This window comes from Mastigocoleus testarum BC008, assembly GCF_001456025.1.
Taxonomy (GTDB): Bacteria; Cyanobacteriota; Cyanobacteriia; order Cyanobacteriales; family Nostocaceae; genus Mastigocoleus; species Mastigocoleus testarum.
On sequence record NZ_LMTZ01000084.1, the window covers coordinates 115,269 to 140,175 of the forward strand.

Here is a 24,907-nt window from a genome sequence, read left to right on the forward strand (position 1 = left end):
GTAATTACTTGGATTTAATGATGTAACGTGAAATTTGGACTCGCAGATTTTACTCCACGTTCCCGATCTAGTTGATTCGCGATATTAAGAATCCCAGTACCCAATGTAGATCTTGACGTTACTATGTAACGGTTTTTGGTAAAACGTAGTTTACGGACTATCTTCAGTTTATATTTCTGGAGAATAGATTTTTGACTACTTTGGGAAAGTCCCTCATCAAAACTGACAATAATCTCGTTCGATAATGTTACTTTATCTTTATTTCTATAACGGTTTGGCAACGCAGGCAAATTTTCATTGATATAGTTTTTTTGTCCCAAATATTCTTCCTCAGAAGAAGTAGCAAGCCTTCGAGGAGCAAATATATCTCCTTGCAGAGCAAGAGGAATTTTTCGACCGTAATATCTATAAAATAGCTGACTATTGGCCTGATTGTGCAAACTATTAGGTATTTGAGCTTTCAAAGGTTCAATGTCTGCCAACGTTAAACCACTAAATATAATAACACCAGAGAATAAAAGCTTCATATGACAGATGCCTCGCCGATATATTTTAAGGAGAGTTGTTCTGAAATTTCAAAGTTAGATATAAATCATGAATCAAGTATACATAGTATCATGCAAGCCGAAAGTTAATTGACATACAATTACCCCGTAATTACCGCTGCTGAAATATGACAAATGTATCTTACTAATTCAACTGAGTCTAAAGTATTAGGTAATGATTCATAGGCAGGTTTAACAGGCTGTAAAGTATAGGCTGTAAAGTATAGGCAGTAGGCTATAGAGCTTAGAAAATGATTGAGCAGTAACATGTTTTCTGAATTACTTCTCAATAAAATATATATTTGTTATTGAACTCTTTTCCAAAGGTTATCATATAAGTAGCAATAAAAACTAAGTATACACAGAATTACTTAATATTTCTATCTAACTAAACAAGCGACAACAAATCTGAGAGGCGGGTAAAATCATCCTACGATGCTATGCACAGCGCAAGATACGCCTATCGAGTAACGCCGTCTGAGAAGGTTGCGGTGAGTTGTCGCCAGTTAAACTAATTAAGCGGTACCAATTTGTACCATCAACACTTAGACCCACACCACTATTCCCAAGTCGCAGCATCTCGCAATACTTCAGGAATTACTTGTGATGAGGGAAATTCTAATAAAGTTTCTCTGATTCCTAAATAACCAGATTCAGCAAAAGATAGTAACATTCGTCTCAACGCTAACCATACTTCAGGTTCATATTCCCAGTCACCATAACGCCCAGCTTTACCAGCAATAGAACGCAAAGCCCAAAAATAACTATTCCTAACTGTAGAGCCACCTTTCTTATACTCTGGGACATCTTCGCGATCTAACAAAAGAATATCGTTTTCGATTCTTGCTTTCATGGGGAGTTGATAGGAAATTGGAGATTGGACCGTCGATTCCCTGACGGTCAGAACTTCTGCAATATATTAAAAATTTATCGCGGATTGCAAATAAGTGAGATATAGGTCAAAACTTAAAAGTCATTTTTAAAGAATATTTCACTCTTATCTCCTGTCTCCTGACTCCTCACTCCTGTTTTCTGCTGGTAAAATTAAAAGCTCAGTTATTACCTTGTTGCTTTCATAATTTGTCGGACAACAGTTAACGCAGAATAGCTCACCCCTGCTGTACCTTCTCCCGGATGGGTTGAATCACCAACCAACCATAAATTTTTCACTGGGGTACGATTAGCAAAACCAAAGGGACCAAAAGTTGGTATGCGTTGACCAATACCACCCACAATTCCTTGATCGCGTGCGGTGTATTTAGCAAAAGTTGTCGGTGTAGCAGCTTCTACATGAATAATAGTTTCTGGTTTTAAGTAAAAGTATGTGTTGAGACGAGAAATTGCTTCTTGAGTATATTGTTGTTTCAATTTCTGATAATCTTGAGTTTTCCACCACGGCGTTGGGTCGACAAATGAAGAAGCAATAATGGTAGCTTGACCCGCAGGTGCGCGACCATCACCAGAGCGACTAACTGAAACAAATAAAGAATTATTCTCACCAATGGGGCCATTAGCATCATACATAAATTGCAGGTGAGGAGGACATCCAGGAGGAACAGCGCTTTCATCTACACCCAAGTAAATTACAAATGCACCAGAAGCTGGAGGTAACTTCTCAACCCGTTTTTTATAACCTTGGGGTACTTGTTCGCCCAATAACTGGACAAAATTTTGAACTGTAACATTTGCAACTATATGTTCTGCATCTTCAGTCCACACATCTCCTGTTTTTTGGTTGCGAATGACTACAGCGTTAGCCTTACCGTTTTTAAGCTCGACACCTTCCACTGTATGACGCATCAATAATTTGCCACCATATTTTTCTAAGGCTTCTACAAGTCTATCGCTTAGTACCTGCATGCTACCTTCAAGGTGATATAGACCCTGTGGTTCTTGAGAGACACTCAAAGCTGTCGCTGCATAAAGTAATGCTGTTTCTTCTGCATTTACTTGGGAATAAAGCTTTAACTGCAAATCCAGAAACTGTCGGAGGCGATGATTATTTCCCTGTCCGCAAAAACGCAAAGCATCCCCTACAGTAAATAAAGTATAGGGCACAGTAATTAAAGTACTGGGACGTACAGCCTTAGTCAATTGCCATAAATCCCAAAGGTTACGAGGGGGTAAAACCGGATTGCGCCCTTGAAATTTCCAACTAGCATCAAATAAATTTTTGAGCAATCGCCAGAAACCTTCGCTACCAGGAAACTGTTTTTGTCGTTCCTCTCGCCATTTTTCTGGATTGCGCCAAACATTAATAGGGCTTTCCTCACCTGGTAGAAATACAGCACAAGCAGGGTCGCATGGAGTTGCTTGTGGTAACTCAATTCCTAACTCAGAAAAAATTAGGTGATGAATTCCTCCCGATTCTAAACCTGCTACTTGGGTTGCTCCAACATCAAAAGTAAAGCCTTTGCGCTTAAAAGTTGAAGCACAGCCACCAGGTACAATTGCTTGATCTAAAATCAGGACTTCATAACCTCTATGAGCCAGTAAAGCTCCAGCTGTTAATCCGCCAATCCCAGCGCCAATAACTATTACACGTTTTTTCTGCTTGCCAACACTTTGATGCGGCATTGATTTATTTTACTTTTCTTCATATTTCTTATTCTATTGTATATCTTTGTTGCGATTGGTTTACTATTAAGTCGTAATTTTTATTGTTTTTTATTTTTTGAGATAAAAATTATCTTTAGATGTTTCCTGATTTTCCTTCTCCTTGTTTTTACTATAAAATCAGTAATAAAAAGTAAATAAATAGACTATATGCACATTTAAGTCTCAGTTAAATTTTTTAGTTAAATTTGAAAGGCCGATTGGTGATAAGTGAGAAAAATAAGATATTCGTATTCTAAATGTTTCTCTCTTTCTTGCTGATTTATCTATGTTTATCGCTCCACTTTTATATTCAGGAATCCTAATCTTTTTTATTACATAAACTCCGAAACACTCCTTTATTTCGGCTGTGGCAACATATATATTAATTCAGATATCTATTTTACTGTAACGAGAGTCCTGAATCGGAAACAAAGAAATATCCTAAAAATTATGACGGCTGCGATTGGCTCTGCCCTTATGACGGTGAAATATTATGTCTTAATAATAACCCATTTTGTTTTTTAAGGAGGTTTTAGGAGTTTAGTGAGTTATTTACGATCTTAAATAATTTATATTCCACTTAACTCCCTTAAACTCAATTTGTAATGAACTCAGCAGTTATAGACTGATGAGTGCAACTCTTGATGCCAACCTAAATTACTTAGTATAAAATGCTTTACTTATTAATATTGCACAAAAATATTATTGCTTTATCTTCTGCTTGTATACTTTGAGCCTATTTTCTTTCTGTAGTTGTCAGTCATTTTGTAGGTCAAAATTTCTGTTTCGCTTTCACCTGTAGTTATACGAATGGGATATTATTCTCTACATAATATGTATTCTATTTAACATTATAAGGGAATAAAAGCTTGAGCATAAGCAGAAGTAATTTCTTTTAGCGATAGTTTTTCAAAAAACCTAAATTGGCTGAATATTCTCCAATAAGCGCTTATAAGTTGAATTTTTACTGGTGGTACATCTTGCCTCATGGGATGTAGTGGAGATAATCGTTCCGAGAATGCCTTGACATTTCTAAAAATTAGTGTAAAAAACATGGTGTATTCTACCACTTCACTTCAGCTGCGGTTAATGGCAGTAAAGATGGAGCTATTCCTCTTGCAATTAAATGTAGGTCTAATATGTTATTGGCTCAAACTATCAAACCAAATGGCCTCCTAAATATCTCTGATGTTTCAGCTAGATGGGATCTGAGTTCGCTCTCTTTAGCTGACTGGATAGCTATAGCCAGAACTATCGGAAACGAACCTATTTGGGCATATAAAATGTTTTGCTCTGAGTCCGATCCCCAAAAATATAATCTTTCTGCGGTTTCACGTACAACATGGTCAAAGATTGCTCAAGTCTTCCAACAAAGTGAAACCTGGGCTGAAATCCAGTATTTAAAATGGAGTGCTTTGAAAAACTGATTTCTTCGCTCGTATTTGTGTATTTGCAAGTCTTCTTGCTGAAACTCTAATTTACAAGTAGAGCATCAAACTTTTTTCTTGTTATAAACTATGTTCTAGATAAAGCATGTAAGCCTTGATATACAAAGCATTGAGGTTATAAATATCCCTTAAAAATAGATTGTTTGTTATCCAGACAATCCGACATATTTGTTTCTAAAGATTGTTCTTTGTCGTTAGTCATTGGTCGTTTAGATTCAGGAAAGACTAATGACTAATGACTAAAGACTATCTAAAGAAGCATTACTTATTTGCGAATTCAAAATTCAGAAAACAGATATCAGGAGTGCTATACTCTTTGCACTTGGAATTTAGCTTTCTAGTTCCGGCTAACTTCCTTGCAATCAGCGATCAAAATTCAGAAGATAAGAGTCTGAATCAATAAAAATTAAGTGATTCGTTTTTATTGATCGACCTAAGCAAGAATCTTGGGAGTGTTGGAATTTGTCTTTCCGGGTCCGTTTCGACGAGGTTTAGTTTTTAAAAGTAAATAAGCTGATGGTACAAAGTAAAGAGCCAGCAAAGAAGCTCCACTAAGACCCCCTGCGATCGCAATTGCCAAAGGTAACCAAAATGGATCGCCATCAATTAGCAAAGGTGTAAAGCCAATAATTGTCGTAACGGTAGTTGTCATAACATGACGTGTTGCTTCCACAACAACTTTGCTTACTGCTTTACGATCGCCCTGACGAGCATCAGGATTATCATTTAGGGCTGCAAGTACCACAATTGAATCATTGATGGCTATACCCACTAAGCCCATGCTACCAACAATGGCCATAAACCCAAAAACAGAATTAAATGCCCAAAGTGCAAACATTGCTAAACCAATCGAGCAAATAGCAATTATTCCCACAATTGCTGCTAGGCGGAAAGAATGCAAAGATAATACTAAAGCAGCAATCATTGATACTACTAATATGCCCACCGTTGCAAAAAGATTGCCTACCGCTCGGTTACGCTCTTCTGTTTCCCCACCAAATTCATAACGGTAACCGGATGGTAACTTAAAATCACTATCTGTTAGTTTTTGTTGAAATTCATTGAGTACCTTAGCAGGTAGAACTCCAGCAGTAATAAAACCTTGGATTGTATTCACTCGCTGTTCGTTACGACGGGATATGTTTGCCAGTTCTGGAACCAAGTTAAAATTTCCTAAAGCAGATAAGGGGCGAAAAGATTGACTTCCATTTTGGGAAGATTGATTGGCTTGCAGTAAGTTGAGAGAAGCTATATGACTTAAATCTCCTCTTTTGTCTGACGAGATGCGAACGCGCACGGGAATTTCTTCGGTTGCTTCGAGAATTGAACCACCTGTAATCCCTTCAAGTTGAGCATCTAATTGCTGAGCGATCGCAGTATTGTTTAATCCCGCTAAACGTGCTTGTTCTTCATCTACTCGTAACCCTAGTTTGGGTAGGGGTTCTGTCAAATCGTCACGAACTTGAGTTACGTCAGCAACTTGGGTCAAAATAGCTCTTGCTTGCATTCCTAGCTGACGCAAACGTTCAATATCTGGTCCATAAATTCGCATTTCAACTGGTGCTTCAAAGGGTGGTCCCTGCTCCAATTGTTTAACTAAAACTCGGGCTTGGGGAAATTCTTCACTTAATTCGTCCTGTAGCTTCCATATCAACTGACGTGATTTTTCTGGTGATTTCAGTTGTACTAGAGCCTGAGCATAGTAGGGAGCATTTTCTAACCCTCCAAGTAAGTTGTAATAGAATCTGGGTGCATTTTCCCCAATAAACCAATGCACATCAACAACTTCCGGGTGACGGAGAATTTGTTGGCGAGCAGTTAAAACTCGATCACGAGTTTCCTCAATCGCCGTCATCGCTGGCATTTCTAGTTCTATCTGAAATTGATCGCGCAGAACGGAAGGGAAAAATTGTTCTTCTAAAGTTCCTGCTTGGATAAAGCCGATTACAGGAATTGTCAGGCTCAAAACTAAACCAATAATTGGTCGCGCGACTACTTTTTTTACAGTCCAAGCATAGACCCTTTCCACCGGAGGGAAAGAAATACCAGAATCCAAGCAATTTCTCACATAATGAGGAAGAGGAAGTGAAAAGGAGGATTTTTTTGGTTTACGTTTCTCTCTATGGAGCCTGTATTCATGTACTTTACCAACTAGTACGGGAATAATTGTTAGAGAAATCGCTAAAGAAGAAATCAATGCTAAAATCACACTCACCGCAATCGAGCCGACAAATTCCCCTGCTCCTCCAGGTAGCAAAGCAATAGGCATAAAGCTAAATATTGTAGTAGCGGTTGATGCTAAAAGTGGTGCGGCTAGATAACCTACACTTTTAATCACTGCAGCTTCTGGCTTTAGTCCTTTACGCAACTTTATTGCCACTTCATCCACCATGACAATTGCGTTGTCAATCAGTAAACCCAAAGCAAGAATTAAGCCAGTAACAGACATCTGATGTAGAGGTATTCCAACCACACGCATCCAACCGAAAACAGCAAATACGGTTAGTGGTAAAGCAGAACCGACAATCAGAGAGGACCGCCAACCCATACAAATCATTGTGACGCCAACAACCAACGCAGCAGACACAAGTAAGTTAGAAATAAGACCATTTAAACGATTTTCAACATAGCTGCTTTGGTCGAAAATGACTTTTAAATGTAAACCACTAGGAAGACTTTTACCAAACTGTGATAAGTTTTCACGAATCACTTGCGCCCACTGGTCAATTCTGTTGCCAGATTCCATCAGTACACCCACACTAATGGCGGGTTTCCCTTCGATAAGTGCTAGATCGGTTGGTGGCTGAATGATTCCCCGATTAACTTTTGCCAAATCTCCCAAACGGGTAAACTGGGCGCTACCATCACTATTTGATTGAATGGGAATTTGACGTATGCGTTCGGTAGAATCAAGTTCGCTTTCTACCTCTATGGGCAGATTAGTTGTCCGACTACGTAATTGTCCTGCTGTTACTTTGGCATCACTATTACTGATTTGTTGTGATAACTGTTGTACGTTTAATCCTACTGCAGCTAATTCAGACTGGTTAACTTCTACAACAATTTCTTCTTGGGGGTCGCCAAATAGATCTACCTGCTCTGTTCCAGGTATCCCGTTCATTACAACTTTTAGTTCTTCGGCATAACGGCGAATAATTGCATAATTAGGGGGCTCATCCCGTTCCCAAACTAAAGCAGCAATTACCGCATATGCGTTGACTTCTGCTTCATCTAATTCTGGTTCTAAAACACCTTGAGGAAATAATCGCCTTGCGTCATCAAGTTCATCACGAACTTTTGACCAGATAGGGTCGCTGTTGATCACCGTATCTTGTAATTCAATACTGACAGCAGATAAACCAACCCGAGAATCGGATTCGATTGTCTTGATTTCCTCAATTTCCGATAGTTCTGATTCTATAACCTCTGTAATTAATGCTTCTACCCGTTCGGCGCTAGCTCCGGGGAACTGAGTAGTGACTACTGCAGTGCGTTTAACCAATTCTGGATCTTCCTGTCTTGGTAGTACTTGAAAAGAAGAAAGTCCCCAAACAAGAATTAGAAGAATAGTTAAAATGAGTAGTCGCCCATTACGATAAAATATTTTAGTCATTTATTACTTGTCTTTAGTAATTGGTAACTAGTAATTGGTAATTGGTAATTGGTCACTCATTACTTCTTACTCATAACTCCTCAACTCGACGTACCAACTGATTGGGAACGAGACGATGTACCCCATCTGCGACTACCATATCCCCAGGACTTAGGGTTCCTCGTACAAGTACTCGCTCTCCATCTTGATGTAAAATTTCTACGGTTTGTTCTTTAAGGCGAAAGGTTTTCTCTTCACTAACAGAAGCTTCTCGATCTGCTTCAACTAAGGCATAACAAGACCATAAACCACGCAATCCTTTAACCAAAGCTTTTTTTGGTATCCAATACCCTTCTTGAGCAACTTTATCAGTAATTTGCCAACGTGCTGTTTGTCCTGGGGTTACTGTCCCCAAAGAGGACGGCTCTAATCTCAAAACTACTGTTTGCGTGCGAGTTCTAGAATCAATTTCTGGCAAAAATGAACTGATTTTTCCTTGATAAGTTCTTCCTCCTATTTCCACCCGAGAAAACCCATTCTTGTTTTTGAGTTGAGGAACAATACTAACCGGTACACCAATTCTAACTTCTGGTCTAGCATTTTCTACCAAACGTATTACAGATTGACCGGCATTAATTACAACTCCTTCATCAAGTTTACCGGTAGCAATTGTGCCGGAGAATGGTGCTTTGAGGGTACTTTTAGCAATGTTGATTTCTAGGTCAGAAATATTTGCTTCTAACTGTTTTACCACCGCTCTTTGGGCTAATATCTGCTCTCTTCGCGTACCGTTAAGCAACTCTTCTAAGTTACTTCTAGCTTCCAAAAGCCTTGCTGCGATCGCTTCAGCGTTAAAAGCAACTTCATCTAGTTGTTCTCGGGAAATTGCTCCTTCTTTGTATAAAGATTCTCGTCGGGAACGTTTAATTCGCTCTAACTGAGTTTGTTTCTCCAGGTTTAGCACTGCTGCTCGTGCTGCTGCAATGCTTTCTTGTCTTGGACCGGCTTCTAATTCTTCTAATCTGGCTTTAGCTTGAGCTTTTTCTGCGAGGAGTCGAAGACGTTGAGTTTTTAAGTTACTAGTATCAAGTTTTGCTAAAGGGTTTCCTTTAGTAACTCTGTCTCCTTCATCAACAAATAATTCAACCAATTTCCCAGAACGTTCAAATCCAAGTTCGCTAGCCCTGAGTGCTGCAACTTCCCCTGTGTAGGTACGGGAAACTTCATAGGACTGAACTGGTTTGACAATTAAAGTTTTAACACGAAGAGTTTGAGTTCTTGTTACTACTTCGACTTGTTTCTCGGCACTGGAATGAATATTCCTGAAAGTAAATATTAATCCTAACCCCCCTAAAAAGATAAAAGATCCAATTAATCCTCGCAGCATTAATTTTCTTTTGTTCCCAGCAGTAGTATTTTTCTTCTGTAAAGCAGGTGGCTGCTCAAAAACTTCCCTTGTTTGGTCTGTGTCCAAAGCATCCATAGGTCATTCCTTTGCCTTATTTTTTACTACCTTTTTTACGAGCTTATCGTAACATACCGTACAGTACAAAACAATATACTAAAAACAATCTCTTTTTGCATTAAGATATTCGTAAAGTGATGATTTGCTGATAACCCCAGAATTATATATATTCCTAAGGGTTAGTAGATTTTTAGATTTTATTGATAGATATTTGAAATACAGTTAAACTGAAAACATTCAATGCAAAAATAGTACTGCTTGGTACAGTTTTGAGAAAAGCCAAAAGTAAGAAATATCTAGAAATTATTACACAGGAGGTGTTCTATGGCTTCGTCCGTCGCTCGTTCTGCAGCAAAACGCGAAGCTATTATTGCTGCAGCAACAGATTTATTTATTGAAAGAGGTTATGATGGCGTAAGTGTTGATGCTGTTGTGCGACAGGTTGGTGGTTCAAAAGCCAGCATCTATAATTATTTTGGTAATAAGGAAGGATTATTTAAAGCTATTATTGAAAATAACTGTCAGAAGTTATTGGAGTCACTTCAAAGTGCAGAAGTAATGAATTTAACTCCGCGTGCAGCTTTGACAGTTCTCGGTCACCAATTTATTTCCGTTATCTTATCACCAAAAGCGGTCGCGCTACATCAGTTAATTGTTGCCCAATCTCCACAATTTCCGGAAATGGGTAAAATGTTCTTTGAAGCAGGACCAGCCCGGGCTTGTGAGGCTCTAGAAAAATATATCAAAAGACAGCAAGAATTGGGTAAATTGAGAAAATGTAATACTTACCGTGCAGCAGAGCAATTTTACAGTATGCTCTATTGCCTAAATCATCTACGAATAATGTTAGATATAACTCCACCTATTAGTGATGAAGATGCGGTGGATTTAGTTAATGATGCTGTAGATACATTTATGAGAGGTCATGGGGTGAGAAATGAGGATTAATAAGTAAAAAGTAAGGAGTAAGAAGTAAAAGTAAAAAGTAAGTAAGAAGTAGCTCATCTGTAATCGAGTATCGCAAGCACTCTTATCTACTATTACGCTGTGATTGAAGTTGATATTCTTCCAGAATTCGCGAAAAAAAAATCGAACGACTAACTGTAGATATTAATACTGTTAAACTTTCTTAATATAGGTCGTTTTGGATTTTCGCAATGAAAGTATTGGAAACTTACAATCTCAAAAAGACTTACCGTAAAAATAAGCAAGTTGTAGAAGCAGTTAAAGATGTTTCTTTAAGTATTGCTGCTGGAGAGGTATTGGCTTTTCTAGGTCCCAATGGTGCGGGTAAAACCACGAGTATTAAAATGATGGCGGGATTGATTCAACCAGATGTGGGTGGGGTGAGAATTGCTGGGAAAAACCCACATCGTAATTCTGCTGCATTACAAAATTTAGGTGCAGTCCTCGAAGGTAATCGTAATGTCTATTGGCGACTAACTCCCCAAGAGAATTTAGAATATTTTGGCGTGCTGAAAGGACTTTCCCATCAAAAAGCTCGAAAATCGGGAATGGCGCTTTTAGAAAGATTTGGCTTACAGGATAAGCGTAAGACTCGAGTGCAAAACCTCTCACGGGGAATGCAGCAAAAGCTAGCTTTTGCTGTAGCATTAGTCCATCAACCGCAACTATTGTTATTAGACGAACCAACATTAGGATTAGATGTAGAAGCAACTGAAGATGTAAAAGTTTTAGTTAAAGAAGTTGCAGCTTCTGGTTGTGCAATCTTGCTGACAACTCATCAACTTGGTATAGCAGAAGAACTTGCAGATCGAGTTGCAATCATTCAAAAGGGGACAATTATTACAGAACTACCTACCGTCGAACTCGTTCAAAAGTTTTCTGGAACAACATACACAATTGAAATAGAAAGTAAATTGGATGAAGTGCGACTGGAAAAATTAGAACGAATCAACGTCAAGATTGAAAATAATAAAATCATTTATATTGATGAAATAAATTTAGTCTATAAAGTTTTAGAAGTTCTCAAACCATTACCATTACAATTTGTCCAAAAAGAGCAATCTGATTTAACACAAATATTTTTAAAATTAATCAGATAAATTAACTTAACTTGATATGAAAACTTAGATTTTTACCAATTACCATATGACGCTTACGCGTCACACCTTGCTAACACTGCGTTAGCAGTGAGGGCGTATACCAATTACCAATTACCAATTACCCATTACCAATTACCAATTATTTCATTAAAATTTCATTAATCAAAAATGCTCGAATTATTTTTCGCAGAATTTCGCCGTCGGTGGATTATTTTTCGCCGTTATCCAATTGAAGCAATAGCTGGAATTTTTGTCTATGCTTCTGTATTTTATGGTCTATTTTTAAGTGCTAGTTATATTGCTGGTCCAAGCTTTCAATTAGGCGAAAGACTCGATTCAATTATTGTTGGTTACGTACTTTGGACTTTAATGACATCCATTTTTTTTGATATTGGTGGACAGTTACAACAGGAGGCGCTAACCGGAACCTTAGAACAAGTTTTTTTAGCACGCTACGGTGCTATTCAAGTTTTTCTCATGCGAAGCTTGGCTAATTTAAGCTTCCAAATTATTCAAATGTTTGGCATTCTTTTTATCATCATAGTTTTAACTCAAAGCCACCTCAACTTTCCCCCAACATTAGTTTTAGCATTTGTCACAGTACTACTTGGAGCGTACGGTATTGCTTTTATTCTGGGTTCCTTGTCACTATTATTTAAACGCATTCAACAAGTAACACCTCTACTTCAATTCCCGCTGTTGTTTTTACTGACAACTCCCACTGAAACTTGGACGGGAACGGGGAGATTACTTGCACAAATTTTACCAATGGCTCCCGGTGCTGGTTTATTAAGAGATTTAATGGCTCGGGGGGAAAGTTTAAATTTGACGAGTTTAGCGATCGCTTTGCTTAATGGTTCGATATATTTCGCTGTCGGTTTATCACTGTTTCGAGTTGCAGAATATCAAACAAAGCGTCGAGGGATGTTAAGCGGATATTAATTGTAGATTTTAATCAATCTTTAATTAGCTCTGATTCAAAGTCTTGCTTTTACCAGGATTCATTAAGCCATAAGGATCAACCATTTGTTTAAATTTTAAGTGTTCGGGGTCGATCGCTCTTTTCCAACCTTCCTCTATCAAATATGAGTGGGGATTAGCAATAAACACTCCATGATCCTCATGGTAGCGAATGATTTCCTTAAGGCGTTTTTCAGTAGTGTAACGCACCAGTTGCAGACCAGGAGAAGCTAACGCACCATTAGCACGAATAAATTCTAGATGCATCATCACTTCATCTCCGAAATGACGATACATATGTTCGATGGTTTGTAGGTTATCATTAGGAAAGATACTTTGCAAATAGGTAACGGAAGGATCCGCCGTTCGGGCGTGTAGTGTGGTGTGATTCCATGTATATTCGGCTAAGTGTAAACCTTTGGTTGCTTCCTGTGCTGATTTTTTAAAAGTAATATCTCCTTTATATTGCTTCACTAAACCGGATAATAATTCTAAACTCGGTTCGGCAATCATTAGTAAAGCTGCATGCTTACCCTCGGGGATATATTTCCGTAGGGCTGTAAAGTATTGGGGAATTGGAGATGCAAAGATACCCACTTCTTTTTTAATTAAACCATCAGCAGAAGCTAAATCTTTACCAAACCTGACTGCTGACATAAAGTCTGGAAAAGTAACGATTACTTCCGCCCAAGGGTAAGCTGCTCCTAAGGGAAGCTCCACCTCTGTAATAATTCCATTAATTCCCCAAGCATGGGTAACTTTTTGAACTTCATCTCCACGCAGTTCTAAGATCCGGGGTTCTTCTTCCATGGTTATGACCTTCAAAGCTAGGAGATTACCCCTATCTCCCAATAACCCATATCGGATCGAACCAATCCCACCACTACCACCAGCCACAAAACCTGCGATGCTAGCGGTACGATAGGTTGAAGGTGCCATCCGCATCTCCCAACCAAGTTTCTGGGCTTGTTTATCTAAAGCTGCTAATTTCACGCCTGCTTGTACCCTTGCAACACCGGGCTTGACCCAGATAATGTCCTGCATTTTACTAGTATCTAAAACAACTCCACCATGCAAGGGTACGCATTGACCATAGTTGCCCGTACCCGCACCTCTAACGGTTACAGGTATTCTGTATTTACTACAAGCTGCTGCAACTTTGATTACTTCTTGTTCATTTGCCGGGCGGATGACAATATCTGCGACTTTATCAGCTAACTGAGTAACCAGAATCGGGCTAAATGTATGATAATCTTGCGATAATTTCCGTACTAGCTCTAAATCTGTAATAACTTCTATACCTTCAATGCTATTAACTAATGCATTTAAATTAGATGACTTAATAGCTGATTCGTTCATAATATTCAGTCGTAAATATCTTTATTTTAGAGTAACTAAATACTTGGGTGACTAAATACCTGTGTAACTTTATTAGCAACAAAAAACAATTAAATTTCGCACATACTTAATATGTATTATACTCTCTCACACCAAAAATATTACGTAGTTTATAAAGTGAAAGTATATCACTTTTTACTACTCAGTAAATTAGAACGAAGTAGAATGAAATTAAACAAAATTGAGTGGCTAGTAAAGTAAAGAAATCTAATTTTTCTGATTTTAATTACTCAATCGCAAGTTACATTCTAAAATTAATTTTTGATTAGCCAGGGAATATGGCTGAATCTCTAGAGCGCGATGAAAAGCCTTAATAGCCTCAGCATACTGACCCATGGCAGCATAGCATAGACCCATGCCATGAAGTGCGCCAAAATGTACTGGTATCAGACGAAGAACCATTTGACAATCAGCCAAAGAGTTTTGATAATCACCCAGACTATAATAAAGAAAAGCTCGTCGGTTCCAAGCCTCAGCAAAGTCTGGCTGTTGACGGATTAGCTTAGCGAGTAGGGCTTTGGCTTCACCAATTTTGCCTGAGTCAAGTAACTGCTGAGAACGCTCAATCATTTCTAAGCCATAGGTTCCTTTTTGTTGAAACCAAATCCGCCACAGTTTTTTAGTTGCTCGTTCCCTGACTTTTTCGTCAGCATTCTTTAAATCTTTAAGTAAGGAATCAATAATTAAAGAGTCCATAAATTTGAGTTTAACAATTGCTTATTTGAATTAAATTTCGCACAAAACTCATCGTTGGGTAAGATGTTCACTGACTTTTAATTTTTCGCTTTAAATTGCGCTTTATAGACATAATATGCTATTTCTGTAGTCAAGAATGCTATTTTCACTAATGTCATTATTCCTGGACATAAGTTATAGATAATTTCTTCAGCTAAACTTGATGAACAAAAATAAACCGAGGATACTTGACAAAGCTGAAAAGATTAATAGTTCCTAAAAGAATAATAGTAAATTATCATGCCAAAGCAAAGTCCCGTTTCTAGGCATATTGTTTTAACTTCACATCCAAGTCGCTTTGGTCCCAAGCCAATATCTATCAATTGGGGAGTTTCTGAACCAATTAAGAGGGGACCAGTTATTGCCACCTTAACGAAACAAACACATCGTAACGTAATTGGGTCTCATTCGGGTAATTACTCAGTTTACCGAGCCCTAGCTGTAGCAAGTGGCGTGCTTCAATCCGACCATCGTGCCGATCTAACCAATACATTACCAGTAGCAAAAATAGGCCCCCATCCCAGTTGGGCCGACCCTGATAAAATAGTATCCTTAGACCCCTTCGGAGCCGTGGTTGGAGAAGTGTTTAAATCTTACTACGAGCAAGGATACGATATCCGCCCCACCATTGCCATTACTAAAGCACATATCAACATGCCAGAATTGCAAGATGCGATTGCAAAGGATCGCTTGCACATTGATGGCACGATCGTGAAACCCGGTGGAGATTTAGTTGTTACTAAAGCTGCGATTGAGCCAGTGTGGTATTTACCTGGCATCGCCAAAAGATTTAATATTGCTGAAGAAGACTTACGCCGCGCTTTATTCGAGGAAACTGGTGGGATGTTTCCCGAGCTTGTAACTCGACATGACCTCAAAGTCTTTTTGCCCCCAATCGCTGGTGTCACTGTATATATTGTGGGTGATGTTTCAGCAATAACCGATCCCAATAAACCATTAGCAGTAAGAGTTCATGATGAGTGCAATGGCTCCGATGTCTTTGGTTCTGACATTTGTACTTGTCGTCCGTATCTAGTGCATGGGATTGAAGTCTGCGTAAAAACGGCACAGGAAGGGGGTGCAGGAATAATTGTTTATTTCCGTAAAGAAGGACGTGCTTTAGGAGAAGTAACAAAGTTCTTGGTTTACAACGCTCGCAAGCGTCAAGAAGGTGGCGATCGCGCCGATGCTTATTTTACTAGAACTGAGTGTGTTGCAGGGGTACAGGATATGCGGTTTCAAGAATTAATGCCGGATGTCTTACATTGGCTGGGAGTCACCCGAATTGACCGGATGGTATCCATGAGTAATATGAAATATGAAGCCATCACTCAAGCAGGTATTAAAATTGTAGAGCGCGTGCCAATTCCAGATGAGTTGGTTCCCCCGGATGCGAAGGTAGAGATTGAAGCGAAAAAAGCTGCTGGTTACTATGCAACTACAGATGTTCTGGATGAGAATGGTTTGGCTCGGGTAAAGGGACGTTCTTTGAGCGACTGAAAACTTTTTACTGGCTGGCAAATATTCTTTGTAAAGATATATATTAATTCGTAAAAAATTATTTCGAATTATTATACAACAATCAACGACCGATAACTTGGGAAAAATGATAAACAAGTTAATGTTGAATTTGCGATCGATACTGCAAAAATTTTGGGGTCTTCTGCTATACTTGATTGGTGAAAATACAGAACCTTGAAAATTTAATTCCACGTTTCCCAGTGAAAGCAAAAGTATTTGTTTTAACTTTTAACACGTAAATTTTTCGCGGGGGTAGAGCGATCGCTCAAATGCTGATTTTTACGTTACCCCCCGCGAATCGTCTACCATGTGGTCTTTTGAGACTGCTGTGTAGGTTAATTGTTGTCAATAATTTTGATTTATTGGTGGTTAGGTTAGACCCCCCGCGAAAATGGTAGTTTCAAATCCAGTTGTGGTAAGGGTTCTGGAAGGGTAGGGTTTTAAATTCTTCTCCCCTTACGGGGATGGAAACTGTAATCATTCGTCTTTTCGATTGTTGCTTGCTGTTGTTTTAAATTCTTCTCCCCTTACGGGGATGGGTGCGACTGTCAGTCGCACATGAGAGTGAGTAGCTCAGAACTACTCCTGGTTAATGTCTGAACCAGTACCCGCCCGAAGGGGCACCACGGGTAACTATGGTGTCTCAGAGCTAGAGGGAAATGCGTAAAATCTACGAGCCGTAATTGTGGATGTAATGCTAGGGTAAAACCATTTATGGGTTAACGAAAGTGAATCTTTGACGAGGCACCGTGATGAGGAATTACCGAAATCGGCTGAAACGGTAAATGAGGTTAGATATTCCGCCCTATCCTCGGAATATAGGACATCGAACAACCTCCGGTGTATAGAAGGAACTCAGAAAGGTTGTATCTCTTGTGTGTGAAATGAAGTAACCCCAACGGGGTCTTACAACTAGAATCCACGTTGTAAGTAGAGATATGGAATAACCCAGCTTGAATTCCCCGGTGGGTGTAAGACGCTACAAGAAGCGAAAGCTACCACGCCCAACGGTAAACAGGAAATCATAACTGGGTAGATAGGTCAAATGACCAATCCGAAAGGATGCTGACGTGTAGCGAGTGAATCCCTTGGATTCTATGGTAAAGAAACCAAACTTTTTGGGAAAAGTTGGATGCAATCTGGAATTGTGAACGTAACCAAAAGGACTACGGACTGGAACAGCATTGAGTGGAAAAATGCCAACCGCGTAGTCAGGCGACTTAGACAAAGAATTTTCAAGGCGACCAGAAACGGTGACTTGAAGAGGGTTCGCAACCTTCAGAAACTACTAATGCGTAGCTACTCTAATATTGTACTTTCTATTAGACGAGTCACACAAATCAATTCAGGCAAGAAAACTGCTGGTGTGGATAAATTACTAGTTTTAACACCAAAAGCAAGGGGAACATTGGCAGATATTCTAGCAATGGGCCTAGCTTGGAAAGTATTACCAGTAAAACGGGTTTATATCCGTAAATCCAACGGAAAACAACGCCCCCTCGGAATTCCATGCATCATCGATAGGTGTTTACAAGCTATTGTTAAAAATGCTCTGGAACCCTATTGGGAAGCTAGGTTCGAGCGTACATCCTACGGCTTCCGCCCTGGGAGAGGGGTACATGATGCGATAGAAAGAATACATTCAATGTCCAAAGCTAACTCAACAAAAACTTGGGTGGTRGATGCAGATATTGAAGGTTGTTTTGATAATATTGCACACTACCCCTTACTTAAAGCCATTGGTAACTTTCCCGCAAGGAAGTTAATTCAAAAATGGTTAAAGGCGGGATACGTAGATAAGGGCGTTTTTCACGATACAGCGAAAGGAGTACCTCAAGGCGGGATAATTAGCCCGCTTCTTGCAAATATTGCTTTGCATGGTATGGAATCAGCCCTCAATATTAGATACAACAAACACGGTCAAAGTATCAGTAGTCGTGGTATCTGTAGATACGCTGATGATTTGGTAGTTTTCTGCAAGAGTCAGGAAGACGCTTTGAGGGCGGTTGATGATTTGTCCTGCTGGATGAAAACGAAAGGTTTGGCTTTATCTAAGTCTAAAACCAAAATTGTTCATCTAACTCAAGGTTTTAACTTCCTAGGCTTTAACATCAGATGGTACCAAGATAAAAATACCAAATTAGGTCGGAAAGTACTTATTAAGCCTAGTAAAGAATCTTTACAGAATGTACGTAACAATATCAGACAAGTTTGGCTGGAGAATAAAAGCAATAATGTGAATTATTTGATAGGCAAACTCAACCCGATTATCCGCGGAGTCGCTAATTATTACCGTACTGTGGTTTCCTCACATATATTCCGCAAATTAGATCGATGGATGTATGTGAGAGAAAAGAGGTACGCCAAAAGAATGCATCCAAAGAAAAGCTCCGGATGGCGTAAATCTAAATACTGGGGACGACTAAACCTAGACAGAAATGATAACTGGGTGTTCGGGGATAAGCGGACAGGTCAGTTTCTTTTCAAGTTCAGTTGGTTCAATATCAAGAGGCACACCTTAGTCAAAGGTGATGGTTCTTATGATAACCCAGAATTGAGGGAATACTGGGAGTTGAGAAGAAAACGAAAATCTCACAACCTAATTCCTTCTTACCAAAAACTTGCCCAAAAGCAAGGATATAAGTGTCCAGTCTGTGGGGAATCATTATTTAATGATGAACCCATAGAAAAACATCACAAAATACCTCGCTGTGAGGGTGGTAAAGATTCTTACGCTAATTTAGAATTGATGCATTACTTCTGTCATCGACAAGTACACTCAGTAGGGCTTAAGCGTGAAGAGGAGGTGCTTGTGCAGAATAACCATGAATCGAGTACAGTTTTTGGAAGCATTAGGATTGGCTAAAGCCGGATGCAGGGTAACTTGCTTGTCCGGTTTGTCGGGGGGAAAGGGGTAGCGATATCCCCGCCCCACCCATTAAACCCGTCCCAGCAGAGCAAATTAGCTTCAAATTCATGTAGTTTTAAATTCTTTTCCCCTCACGGGGATATTAAGTAGGGTGCGTTAGGCTGCGTTTAGATATTTGAATAAAAACAAGCCGTAACGCACCGTCCAAAATCCCTTCCAAGCAAGCTTCAAATTTCGGGTAAAGAGAAATTCTTACGAGCTTTAATCCGACCTAGAACAAAAAATATTTCGTATCATTTATATCGATTGCGGTGCGTTACAGACTATCGTCCTAACGCACCCTACAAGCTACAAGCTAAAACTCTTCGTAATTCTAGATACCTACCTAAACATTAAAACTCAATAGTCGTACGTATTGTACCGACATATATCGTATCATTATCATCATTATGTTCCGGATTAAGAATTACAAACAAACCAGGAGTAATTGATAGATTATCGTTAACTCTATGAGTATAAAAACCTTCTAAATGTAAGGATGTATCCGGATCCTTAAACTCGTTTCCCCCAATCTGAAAATCATTATTCATCACCTTTGGTGATTGACCAAAAATCAAGCCAGCAACATTACCTTCTCTACCAACATCAGCCCAAGCAAAGGATATAGCGTAGTTAAAAATATCTGCATCGGGATTTCCGGGAAGATCCTTAGCTGTAGCCTGAGTAAAACCAACCCAGCCACCAATAGTAAAATTACGACTGGGACTAAATGTTACCTCTCCCCCATAGGAATTAGCAATTATACTTTCGCTAAAATCATCAAATGGATCGTCAGCTATTCTACTACCAGTATTAGTATCAAGGCTATCAAAGGATCGCACATAAGTGAAACCCATGCCAAATCTTCTACTAGGAACAAAAGCCAAATTGACAATTGCACCATAGGGGGAGCGGGTAATTCCAGAATCGGGATCGTCAGCATCATCAATTGTGAAGCCTAATCCCAAACGAAGAGAATCACTAAATCTGTAGCTTGCACCTATACCTACGTCACCCCCCTGTCGCAAAATCGGATTTTTCCGTCCAAAACGAGAAGTCGCACCAGTACCACTATCTTGTAAATCTCCAATCAAGGGATTAAGTTCCCTAGTAAAGTCATCAATACCCCCACCACGTGCTTGAATTGTGACTCTTGTTTTACGACCTAAACGGAAACGATATTCTAACTCAGTTAAATCCACTTCATTATCGTTATCTCCCTGAAATCCCAGACGAGCCATATTAGTACCAGTAGCCCGTTCCAAACGAGCAGTATCCCTTGCTTGTAAGCGCAAACGTAAGCGATCCCTACCCGTAAAACTGGTCGTAAGCCTTAAACGCGTCCGACTTCCTAAGGTGATATTATCATCTATATCTTCACCACTATCATCAGCTCTTTCTTCACCAAAAGCACCACTTAAGGCAAAAATTACCTCTCCAGAAAGTTTGACAGTGGTACTGAACTGATTAGCTTCTAATTCTGCTGTCTTTGCTTCAAGGTTATCTACTCGTCCTGTTACAGCAATAAGTTCCGGTGCAAAATCTTTCTGTAATCTTTGTAGAGTAGCTAAATCTTCTTTTCTAATAGCTTCAGCAGTATTTACAGCAATAAACTGATTAATCTTGTCCAAACAAGATCTTAAACCAGCAGCAAATTCGTAACGGGTAAGAGATCTATTCCCTCGATATGTACCATCGGGATAACCAACCAAACAATTATAACGGCGATTTAAAGATTCCAGCGCAGAAAACGCCCAATCACCAGGTTGAATATCTGATAATTGAGAAACGGGTATTAGTTTTTGTTTATTATTTCCAGGATTATTTTCACGATTATTTTGATCGCTTTGACTTATTTTTTTGCGATCGTAGTCTACTTGTGAAATTTTCTCAATTTCTAATGCAGCAACATTACTATGACCAGCAGTTGAAATCAAGGAAGTAACAATAAAAACTTGAATTAGTCTGGTAATTTTGTTGGATATGGACTTTTGAGTTAGGAATTTTTTAGATACTAATTTTAAAAATGTAGATTTTTGAGATACGAACTTTGGAGAAATCGCTGACATCCATTCCACTAAATAATATTGGTACATTAAACATCTCCGGGAACACCAAAACCACCTGTTCAAATGACTTTTAGCCTACAATTTTAGAATTAATAACGCAAATCAAATATTATGAAAAATAAGTGTTTGAGATGTGTCTTGTCAAAAATAAATTAAAAATAGTGTAACTACGATACAGAAATTGTACTTGGGAATATCAATTTTTTTTAATATCTCAAAAATTATCTAAAAATCATATAGTACGAAATTTCTATATTTATGAAATAATATTATTTTTCTGTTGACAATAATTTAGTACTAATAATTATTTTAGTTACCGATTTTTCAAGTATGTGACAATAAATAAAATGATTCGATTTATGTTATCAGTTCCAATAAATACTGGAGACAGTATATTCTCCATTTTGTAATTCGCAAATCATTAAAATAAACCATCAAAATAAATTATCAAAAAATAGTGAAGATAAAAAGATTACAAAATCAGAGAAAAAATAAGTTCAAAACTATTGAGATATAATCTCAAAGTCAAATCTTATAAGTGTAAAAAAATATTTAGGGCTTGCTGTTAAAAAAGTCCTGTGCTGGGGTTAGGGAACAGGGAATGGGGAACAGGGAATAGTTTTACCCCTATTTTTTCAAATTTTTTGCAGTCCAAAAAATTGCAAATGCAAGGTTTTTAACCTTTATACGCTTATTCTCTTGCACTTTTTCCCACAAAAATAGCTTGAAAAGCCTACAAGATAAGAGTTTTAAAGTTATTCAGCAGACCCTATTTAGTTATACTCTAAAACCACAAAACAAAAATAGTAATCAATTCGATTGTTGAACCCTCAAATCTTAATCTAAAGTTTTTTTACTACTCGGTTGTTTTTTATGCTTTTTTAGTATTGCTACACTTAGAATGTGGCAAGCCGAACGTTTATAAAAAGGAACAAGAAACAGATTCAAGAAATTGATGTGTAGCGGTGTCTTTTGAAATTGGTATTACTCATTACTCATTACTCATAAAAATGCTTTTGCTTCTCGTAGTATTTTCGGGTCAAAACTCATTCCCAAACCAGGTTCTTGGGGAACCTTAATGACACCATTTTCAGGTTTGAGTACGGGTGCAAACCAGTCCGTCTCTTTAAGGGATTTAGCATTGTATTCATGATATTTGTAGGGATTCGGAATGCATGAAGCACAGTGAAGCGGATAATTTATTCCTGGTCCCCGTTCTGGGTTATGAATCGTAGTGAAGATACCTGCTTTTTCAGCTTGACGTGCCACTCTAATTGTACGTATAAACCCACCATAAAAAATTAAATCCGGTTGAGCGATGTCAATAGTACGTTGTCGAATCATGGATTTGAACCGCGACCAACTCGTTTCCAATTCCCCTGCTGCAACTGACATCGATAAAACATCAGCAACATGTTTGATTTCTTCTAGTTCTTCAAACGGACAAGGTTCCTCAAAAAAAGAAACATTATGAGCTTCTAGCATTCTACCCACCTCGATCGCTGTTTTTGCATCATAAGAGCCATTAGCATCTGCATGAATTGCGATGGAATCACCAAGGGTTTTACGAGCGAGGGAAATTAAATTTTTCGTACGTCCGGGAGCAGCATCCACATTATTACTCATTCGTCCGCCAATTTTGAATTTTATTGCTTTTGCTCCAGTTTTCTCAATACGTTTTTGTGCAAATGCAACCTCTTTTTCTGGGGTGGTATCGCGCCGTAAACTGGAGAGATATATAGGAATTTCTGGTCGAAGTACTCCACCCAAAATTTGTCCTACAGATTTACCTGCAACTTTTCCTAATAGATCTAACAAACTCATCTCAACCCAAGCAACGCAGCACCAAAACGGTAATCCCCCCAACTTATAGTTGCGACGAAATAGATAAACACCATCAATCAATGATTCCAGTTTACGTGCATCTTTACCGATAAAATAAGGAATAACTAAATTTTGCAATATAGGATAGAAATTCTGGACATATTTGTATTTATGAGCGATCGTAATCCCAACTGCACCATCACTTGAAACGCTACGAACAAAGTATATTTCTCGATCGCCGATTCTGTAATCTAGTTTCAGTAATTCGATCTTTGCAATCTTTACAGGTGATGTAAAAATTTTCTCTGTAAGGATTGGAGCTATCTCTAATACCTGGTTCATATGGAAAATAGATTATGGTGATTAATGAATGGCGATATAATCTCTCAGCACAAACACACTTTAATATGCCATTAAGTTTCAATATGTACTCAATTGCTCGACTAGATTTAATTTGGGATATTTTTTCAATTTTTTCAAACTTTAAGCAGCAAAGTGAAGCGATATAAGTTGAGTATAACCCAAATAGAAATTGTATGGGCACACCTATGTGCGCCCTTATGACTATAACCAATGGTGTATATTTTATCTGTAGGAACCCGAGATGACTTTGATAAAGTTACCCTAAAATAGATTTATCCTGCGGCTGCTGTAACTGGCACACTATCAGATGATGCTGAAGTATTTTCCATGCATTTGTGCAGATTTTCTCTTTCTTCTACAGACAAAAGTTTTTCTCCTGCGATCGCATTAATTGCAGCTTGTTCGGGAGACTTTGCTCCAGGAATTGCAACTGGTTGTACGGGGTGAGAAATTACGTAGCGGAGAGCTCCTGTAACCATTTCTTGTTGAGACGGGAAAACAGTTTTTAGGTTCTCTACTTTAGCGATATTTTTTTCTAACTTTTGTTGAGCTTTTTCTTTTTTATGCCATTTAGAACGGATAGTATCGGTAAAAACTGTATCAGTAGAATACTTTCCAGAAAGTAAACCTTTAGCCAGAGGTCCCCGAATCATGACCGCAATTCCATGTTCTTGACAGTATGGTAGTATTTCTGATTCTGGCTTGCGATTCAATAGTGAATAGTCAATTTCCAGTACTTGACAAGTATTATTGACGTTAAATTTCTTCAGTACTTCTAAATCATTGGTTGAAATACCATAAGCTCGGATATGACCTTGCTCTTTGAGCATCTCAAACCCTTCTAGGTAAATGCTAGGATCTTCAATACTGCCTTCATGACAAAGCATTACATCGATCCAATCTGTACGGAGTCGATATAAGCAAGCATGGGCACAAAGACGAATATTCTCTGGCGAATCCTTAGGTATTGGATTACCTTCACGTCTTCCCCAACTACCAATTTTAGAAACTATGTATACTTGTTGACGAATACCAGTTAAAGCTTGTCCTAAGCGGATTTCAGATAATCCCGGTGGGATGCCATATCCTTCCGCTGTATCGAATAGATTAACTCCATTTTCAAATGCACTGCGTATAGTAGCTAAAGCAGTACCGTCATCAATGTTACCCCATTGATTACCGATATTCCAGGTACCCATACCAATAGCAGACACTTTAAACCCAGTTCTACCAAAATTTCTGTAAAGCATATTCAATCGCTCCTAGGGAATAAATACATAAAAATCAAAAGTCACAATACGGGAGTCAGAAGTCAGGAGTCAGAATTCAGGAGACGGAAGTCAGGAGACAGGGGTCACAAATCACTAATACCGATGACCAATTACCCATTACCCATTACCCATCACCCAATCCCC

20 protein-coding genes are annotated in these 24,907 nt (G+C 38.6%); 6 read left to right on the top strand and 14 right to left on the bottom strand.

The genetic code is table 11. From position 1 onward, the window contains the following. Positions 1-14: 14 nt before the first annotated feature. The 5 genes from BC008_RS13780 to BC008_RS48320 form a co-directional block, all read right to left on the bottom strand. Complete coding sequence (locus BC008_RS13780) at positions 15-527, bottom strand: S8 family serine peptidase (protein ID WP_027844173.1); 513 nt, start codon at positions 525-527, stop codon at positions 15-17. A gap of 456 nt (positions 528-983) precedes the next feature. Beyond that, positions 984-1,124 (bottom strand): hypothetical protein, encoded by a 141-nt coding sequence (locus tag BC008_RS49465; protein WP_161938114.1) that lies wholly within the window; start codon positions 1,122-1,124, stop codon positions 984-986. Further along, positions 1,105-1,398: a hypothetical protein gene (locus BC008_RS13785; protein WP_027844174.1), complete on the bottom strand. Its 294-nt coding sequence runs from the start codon at positions 1,396-1,398 to the stop codon at positions 1,105-1,107. Before BC008_RS13785 ends, BC008_RS49465 begins: the two co-directional genes overlap by 20 nt. A gap of 206 nt (positions 1,399-1,604) precedes the next feature. Then, positions 1,605-3,122 (bottom strand): C-3',4' desaturase CrtD, encoded by a 1,518-nt coding sequence (crtD, locus tag BC008_RS13790; RefSeq protein WP_027844175.1) that lies wholly within the window; start codon positions 3,120-3,122, stop codon positions 1,605-1,607. 872 nt (positions 3,123-3,994) lie between these two features. Next, entirely contained in the window at positions 3,995-4,198 is a 204-nt protein-coding gene (locus BC008_RS48320) for a hypothetical protein (RefSeq protein WP_153009582.1), read from the bottom strand. Positions 4,199-4,282: 84 nt separating this feature from the next. Between BC008_RS48320 and BC008_RS13795 the strand changes: the two genes are divergently transcribed. Continuing rightward, positions 4,283-4,570, top strand: a complete 288-nt coding sequence (locus tag BC008_RS13795; protein WP_027844176.1) for a hypothetical protein — start codon at positions 4,283-4,285, stop codon at positions 4,568-4,570. Positions 4,571-5,024: 454 nt separating this feature from the next. On the opposite strand, the gene BC008_RS13800 is transcribed toward BC008_RS13795, so the two are convergent. Both BC008_RS13800 and BC008_RS13805 read right to left on the bottom strand, forming a co-directional pair. Further along, on the bottom strand, positions 5,025-8,204 hold the full coding sequence (locus BC008_RS13800) for an efflux RND transporter permease subunit (protein WP_027844177.1): 3,180 nt from the start codon (positions 8,202-8,204) through the stop codon (positions 5,025-5,027). A 70-nt stretch (positions 8,205-8,274) separates the two neighbouring features. Further along, complete coding sequence (locus tag BC008_RS13805; protein WP_027844178.1) at positions 8,275-9,666, bottom strand: efflux RND transporter periplasmic adaptor subunit; 1,392 nt, start codon at positions 9,664-9,666, stop codon at positions 8,275-8,277. A gap of 306 nt (positions 9,667-9,972) precedes the next feature. Between BC008_RS13805 and BC008_RS13810 the strand changes: the two genes are divergently transcribed. The 3 genes from BC008_RS13810 (at position 9,973) to BC008_RS13820 (ending at position 12,656) form a co-directional block, all read left to right on the top strand. After that, positions 9,973-10,596, top strand: a complete 624-nt coding sequence (locus tag BC008_RS13810; RefSeq protein WP_058183599.1) for a TetR/AcrR family transcriptional regulator — start codon at positions 9,973-9,975, stop codon at positions 10,594-10,596. 209 nt (positions 10,597-10,805) lie between these two features. After that, positions 10,806-11,714, top strand: coding sequence for an ABC transporter ATP-binding protein (locus BC008_RS13815; protein WP_027844179.1), 909 nt, complete (start codon positions 10,806-10,808; stop codon positions 11,712-11,714). A 168-nt stretch (positions 11,715-11,882) separates the two neighbouring features. Then, positions 11,883-12,656 (top strand): hypothetical protein, encoded by a 774-nt coding sequence (locus BC008_RS13820; RefSeq protein ID WP_027846440.1) that lies wholly within the window; start codon positions 11,883-11,885, stop codon positions 12,654-12,656. A 24-nt stretch (positions 12,657-12,680) separates the two neighbouring features. On the opposite strand, the gene BC008_RS13825 is transcribed toward BC008_RS13820, so the two are convergent. Together BC008_RS13825 and BC008_RS13830 are read right to left on the bottom strand one after the other, a co-directional pair. After that, positions 12,681-14,033: an FAD-binding oxidoreductase gene (locus BC008_RS13825; protein WP_027846439.1), complete on the bottom strand. Its 1,353-nt coding sequence runs from the start codon at positions 14,031-14,033 to the stop codon at positions 12,681-12,683. A gap of 261 nt (positions 14,034-14,294) precedes the next feature. Further along, positions 14,295-14,768 (bottom strand): tetratricopeptide repeat protein, encoded by a 474-nt coding sequence (locus BC008_RS13830; RefSeq protein WP_027846438.1) that lies wholly within the window; start codon positions 14,766-14,768, stop codon positions 14,295-14,297. A gap of 279 nt (positions 14,769-15,047) precedes the next feature. On the opposite strand from BC008_RS13830, the gene BC008_RS13835 reads away from it, so the two are divergent. Then, positions 15,048-16,307: a GTP cyclohydrolase II gene (locus BC008_RS13835; RefSeq protein WP_027846437.1), complete on the top strand. Its 1,260-nt coding sequence runs from the start codon at positions 15,048-15,050 to the stop codon at positions 16,305-16,307. Between the two features lie 1,000 nt (positions 16,308-17,307). Here BC008_RS13835 and BC008_RS50480 read toward each other — a convergent pair. Next, positions 17,308-17,556: a hypothetical protein gene (locus tag BC008_RS50480; protein ID WP_201026123.1), complete on the bottom strand. Its 249-nt coding sequence runs from the start codon at positions 17,554-17,556 to the stop codon at positions 17,308-17,310. Between BC008_RS50480 and ltrA the strand changes: the two genes are divergently transcribed. After that, the gene (gene ltrA / locus BC008_RS13840; RefSeq protein WP_058183600.1) at positions 17,461-19,194 is read left to right on the top strand and encodes a group II intron reverse transcriptase/maturase; all 1,734 of its coding nucleotides are present in this window, start codon (positions 17,461-17,463) and stop codon (positions 19,192-19,194) included. The genes BC008_RS50480 and ltrA overlap by 96 nt on opposite strands. Here ltrA and BC008_RS52080 read toward each other — a convergent pair. From BC008_RS52080 to BC008_RS13855, 4 genes are all read right to left on the bottom strand, one after another. Further along, positions 19,181-19,306 carry a hypothetical protein gene (locus BC008_RS52080; protein WP_268768217.1) on the bottom strand — a complete coding sequence of 42 codons (126 nt, stop codon included), beginning with the start codon at positions 19,304-19,306 and terminating at the stop codon, positions 19,181-19,183. The two genes, ltrA and BC008_RS52080, sit on opposite strands and share 14 nt — an antisense overlap. Before the next feature lie 283 nt (positions 19,307-19,589). Next, complete coding sequence (locus BC008_RS13845) at positions 19,590-21,332, bottom strand: iron uptake porin (RefSeq protein WP_153009583.1); 1,743 nt, start codon at positions 21,330-21,332, stop codon at positions 19,590-19,592. A 975-nt stretch (positions 21,333-22,307) separates the two neighbouring features. Further along, the gene (locus tag BC008_RS13850; RefSeq protein ID WP_027846843.1) at positions 22,308-23,471 is read right to left on the bottom strand and encodes a mandelate racemase/muconate lactonizing enzyme family protein; all 1,164 of its coding nucleotides are present in this window, start codon (positions 23,469-23,471) and stop codon (positions 22,308-22,310) included. Between the two features lie 293 nt (positions 23,472-23,764). After that, positions 23,765-24,742 carry an aldo/keto reductase gene (locus tag BC008_RS13855; RefSeq protein WP_058183601.1) on the bottom strand — a complete coding sequence of 326 codons (978 nt, stop codon included), beginning with the start codon at positions 24,740-24,742 and terminating at the stop codon, positions 23,765-23,767. Between the last annotated feature and the right edge of the window lie 165 nt (positions 24,743-24,907).

Coding starts and splice junctions, on each gene's coding strand:
- BC008_RS13780 (WP_027844173.1), bottom strand. CDS start 527: ATGAAGCTTTTATTCTCTGGTGTTATTATATTTAGTGGTTTAACGTTG.
- BC008_RS49465 (WP_161938114.1), bottom strand. CDS start 1,124: ATGCTGCGACTTGGGAATAGTGGTGTGGGTCTAAGTGTTGATGGTACA.
- BC008_RS13785 (WP_027844174.1), bottom strand. CDS start 1,398: ATGAAAGCAAGAATCGAAAACGATATTCTTTTGTTAGATCGCGAAGAT.
- crtD (WP_027844175.1), bottom strand. CDS start 3,122: ATGCCGCATCAAAGTGTTGGCAAGCAGAAAAAACGTGTAATAGTTATT.
- BC008_RS48320 (WP_153009582.1), bottom strand. CDS start 4,198: ATGTTTTTTACACTAATTTTTAGAAATGTCAAGGCATTCTCGGAACGA.
- BC008_RS13795 (WP_027844176.1), top strand. CDS start 4,283: ATGTTATTGGCTCAAACTATCAAACCAAATGGCCTCCTAAATATCTCT.
- BC008_RS13800 (WP_027844177.1), bottom strand. CDS start 8,204: ATGACTAAAATATTTTATCGTAATGGGCGACTACTCATTTTAACTATT.
- BC008_RS13805 (WP_027844178.1), bottom strand. CDS start 9,666: ATGGATGCTTTGGACACAGACCAAACAAGGGAAGTTTTTGAGCAGCCA.
- BC008_RS13810 (WP_058183599.1), top strand. CDS start 9,973: ATGGCTTCGTCCGTCGCTCGTTCTGCAGCAAAACGCGAAGCTATTATT.
- BC008_RS13815 (WP_027844179.1), top strand. CDS start 10,806: ATGAAAGTATTGGAAACTTACAATCTCAAAAAGACTTACCGTAAAAAT.
- BC008_RS13820 (WP_027846440.1), top strand. CDS start 11,883: ATGCTCGAATTATTTTTCGCAGAATTTCGCCGTCGGTGGATTATTTTT.
- BC008_RS13825 (WP_027846439.1), bottom strand. CDS start 14,033: ATGAACGAATCAGCTATTAAGTCATCTAATTTAAATGCATTAGTTAAT.
- BC008_RS13830 (WP_027846438.1), bottom strand. CDS start 14,768: ATGGACTCTTTAATTATTGATTCCTTACTTAAAGATTTAAAGAATGCT.
- BC008_RS13835 (WP_027846437.1), top strand. CDS start 15,048: ATGCCAAAGCAAAGTCCCGTTTCTAGGCATATTGTTTTAACTTCACAT.
- BC008_RS52080 (WP_268768217.1), bottom strand. CDS start 19,306: ATGAATTTGAAGCTAATTTGCTCTGCTGGGACGGGTTTAATGGGTGGG.
- BC008_RS13845 (WP_153009583.1), bottom strand. CDS start 21,332: ATGTACCAATATTATTTAGTGGAATGGATGTCAGCGATTTCTCCAAAG.
- BC008_RS13850 (WP_027846843.1), bottom strand. CDS start 23,471: ATGAACCAGGTATTAGAGATAGCTCCAATCCTTACAGAGAAAATTTTT.
- BC008_RS13855 (WP_058183601.1), bottom strand. CDS start 24,742: ATGCTTTACAGAAATTTTGGTAGAACTGGGTTTAAAGTGTCTGCTATT.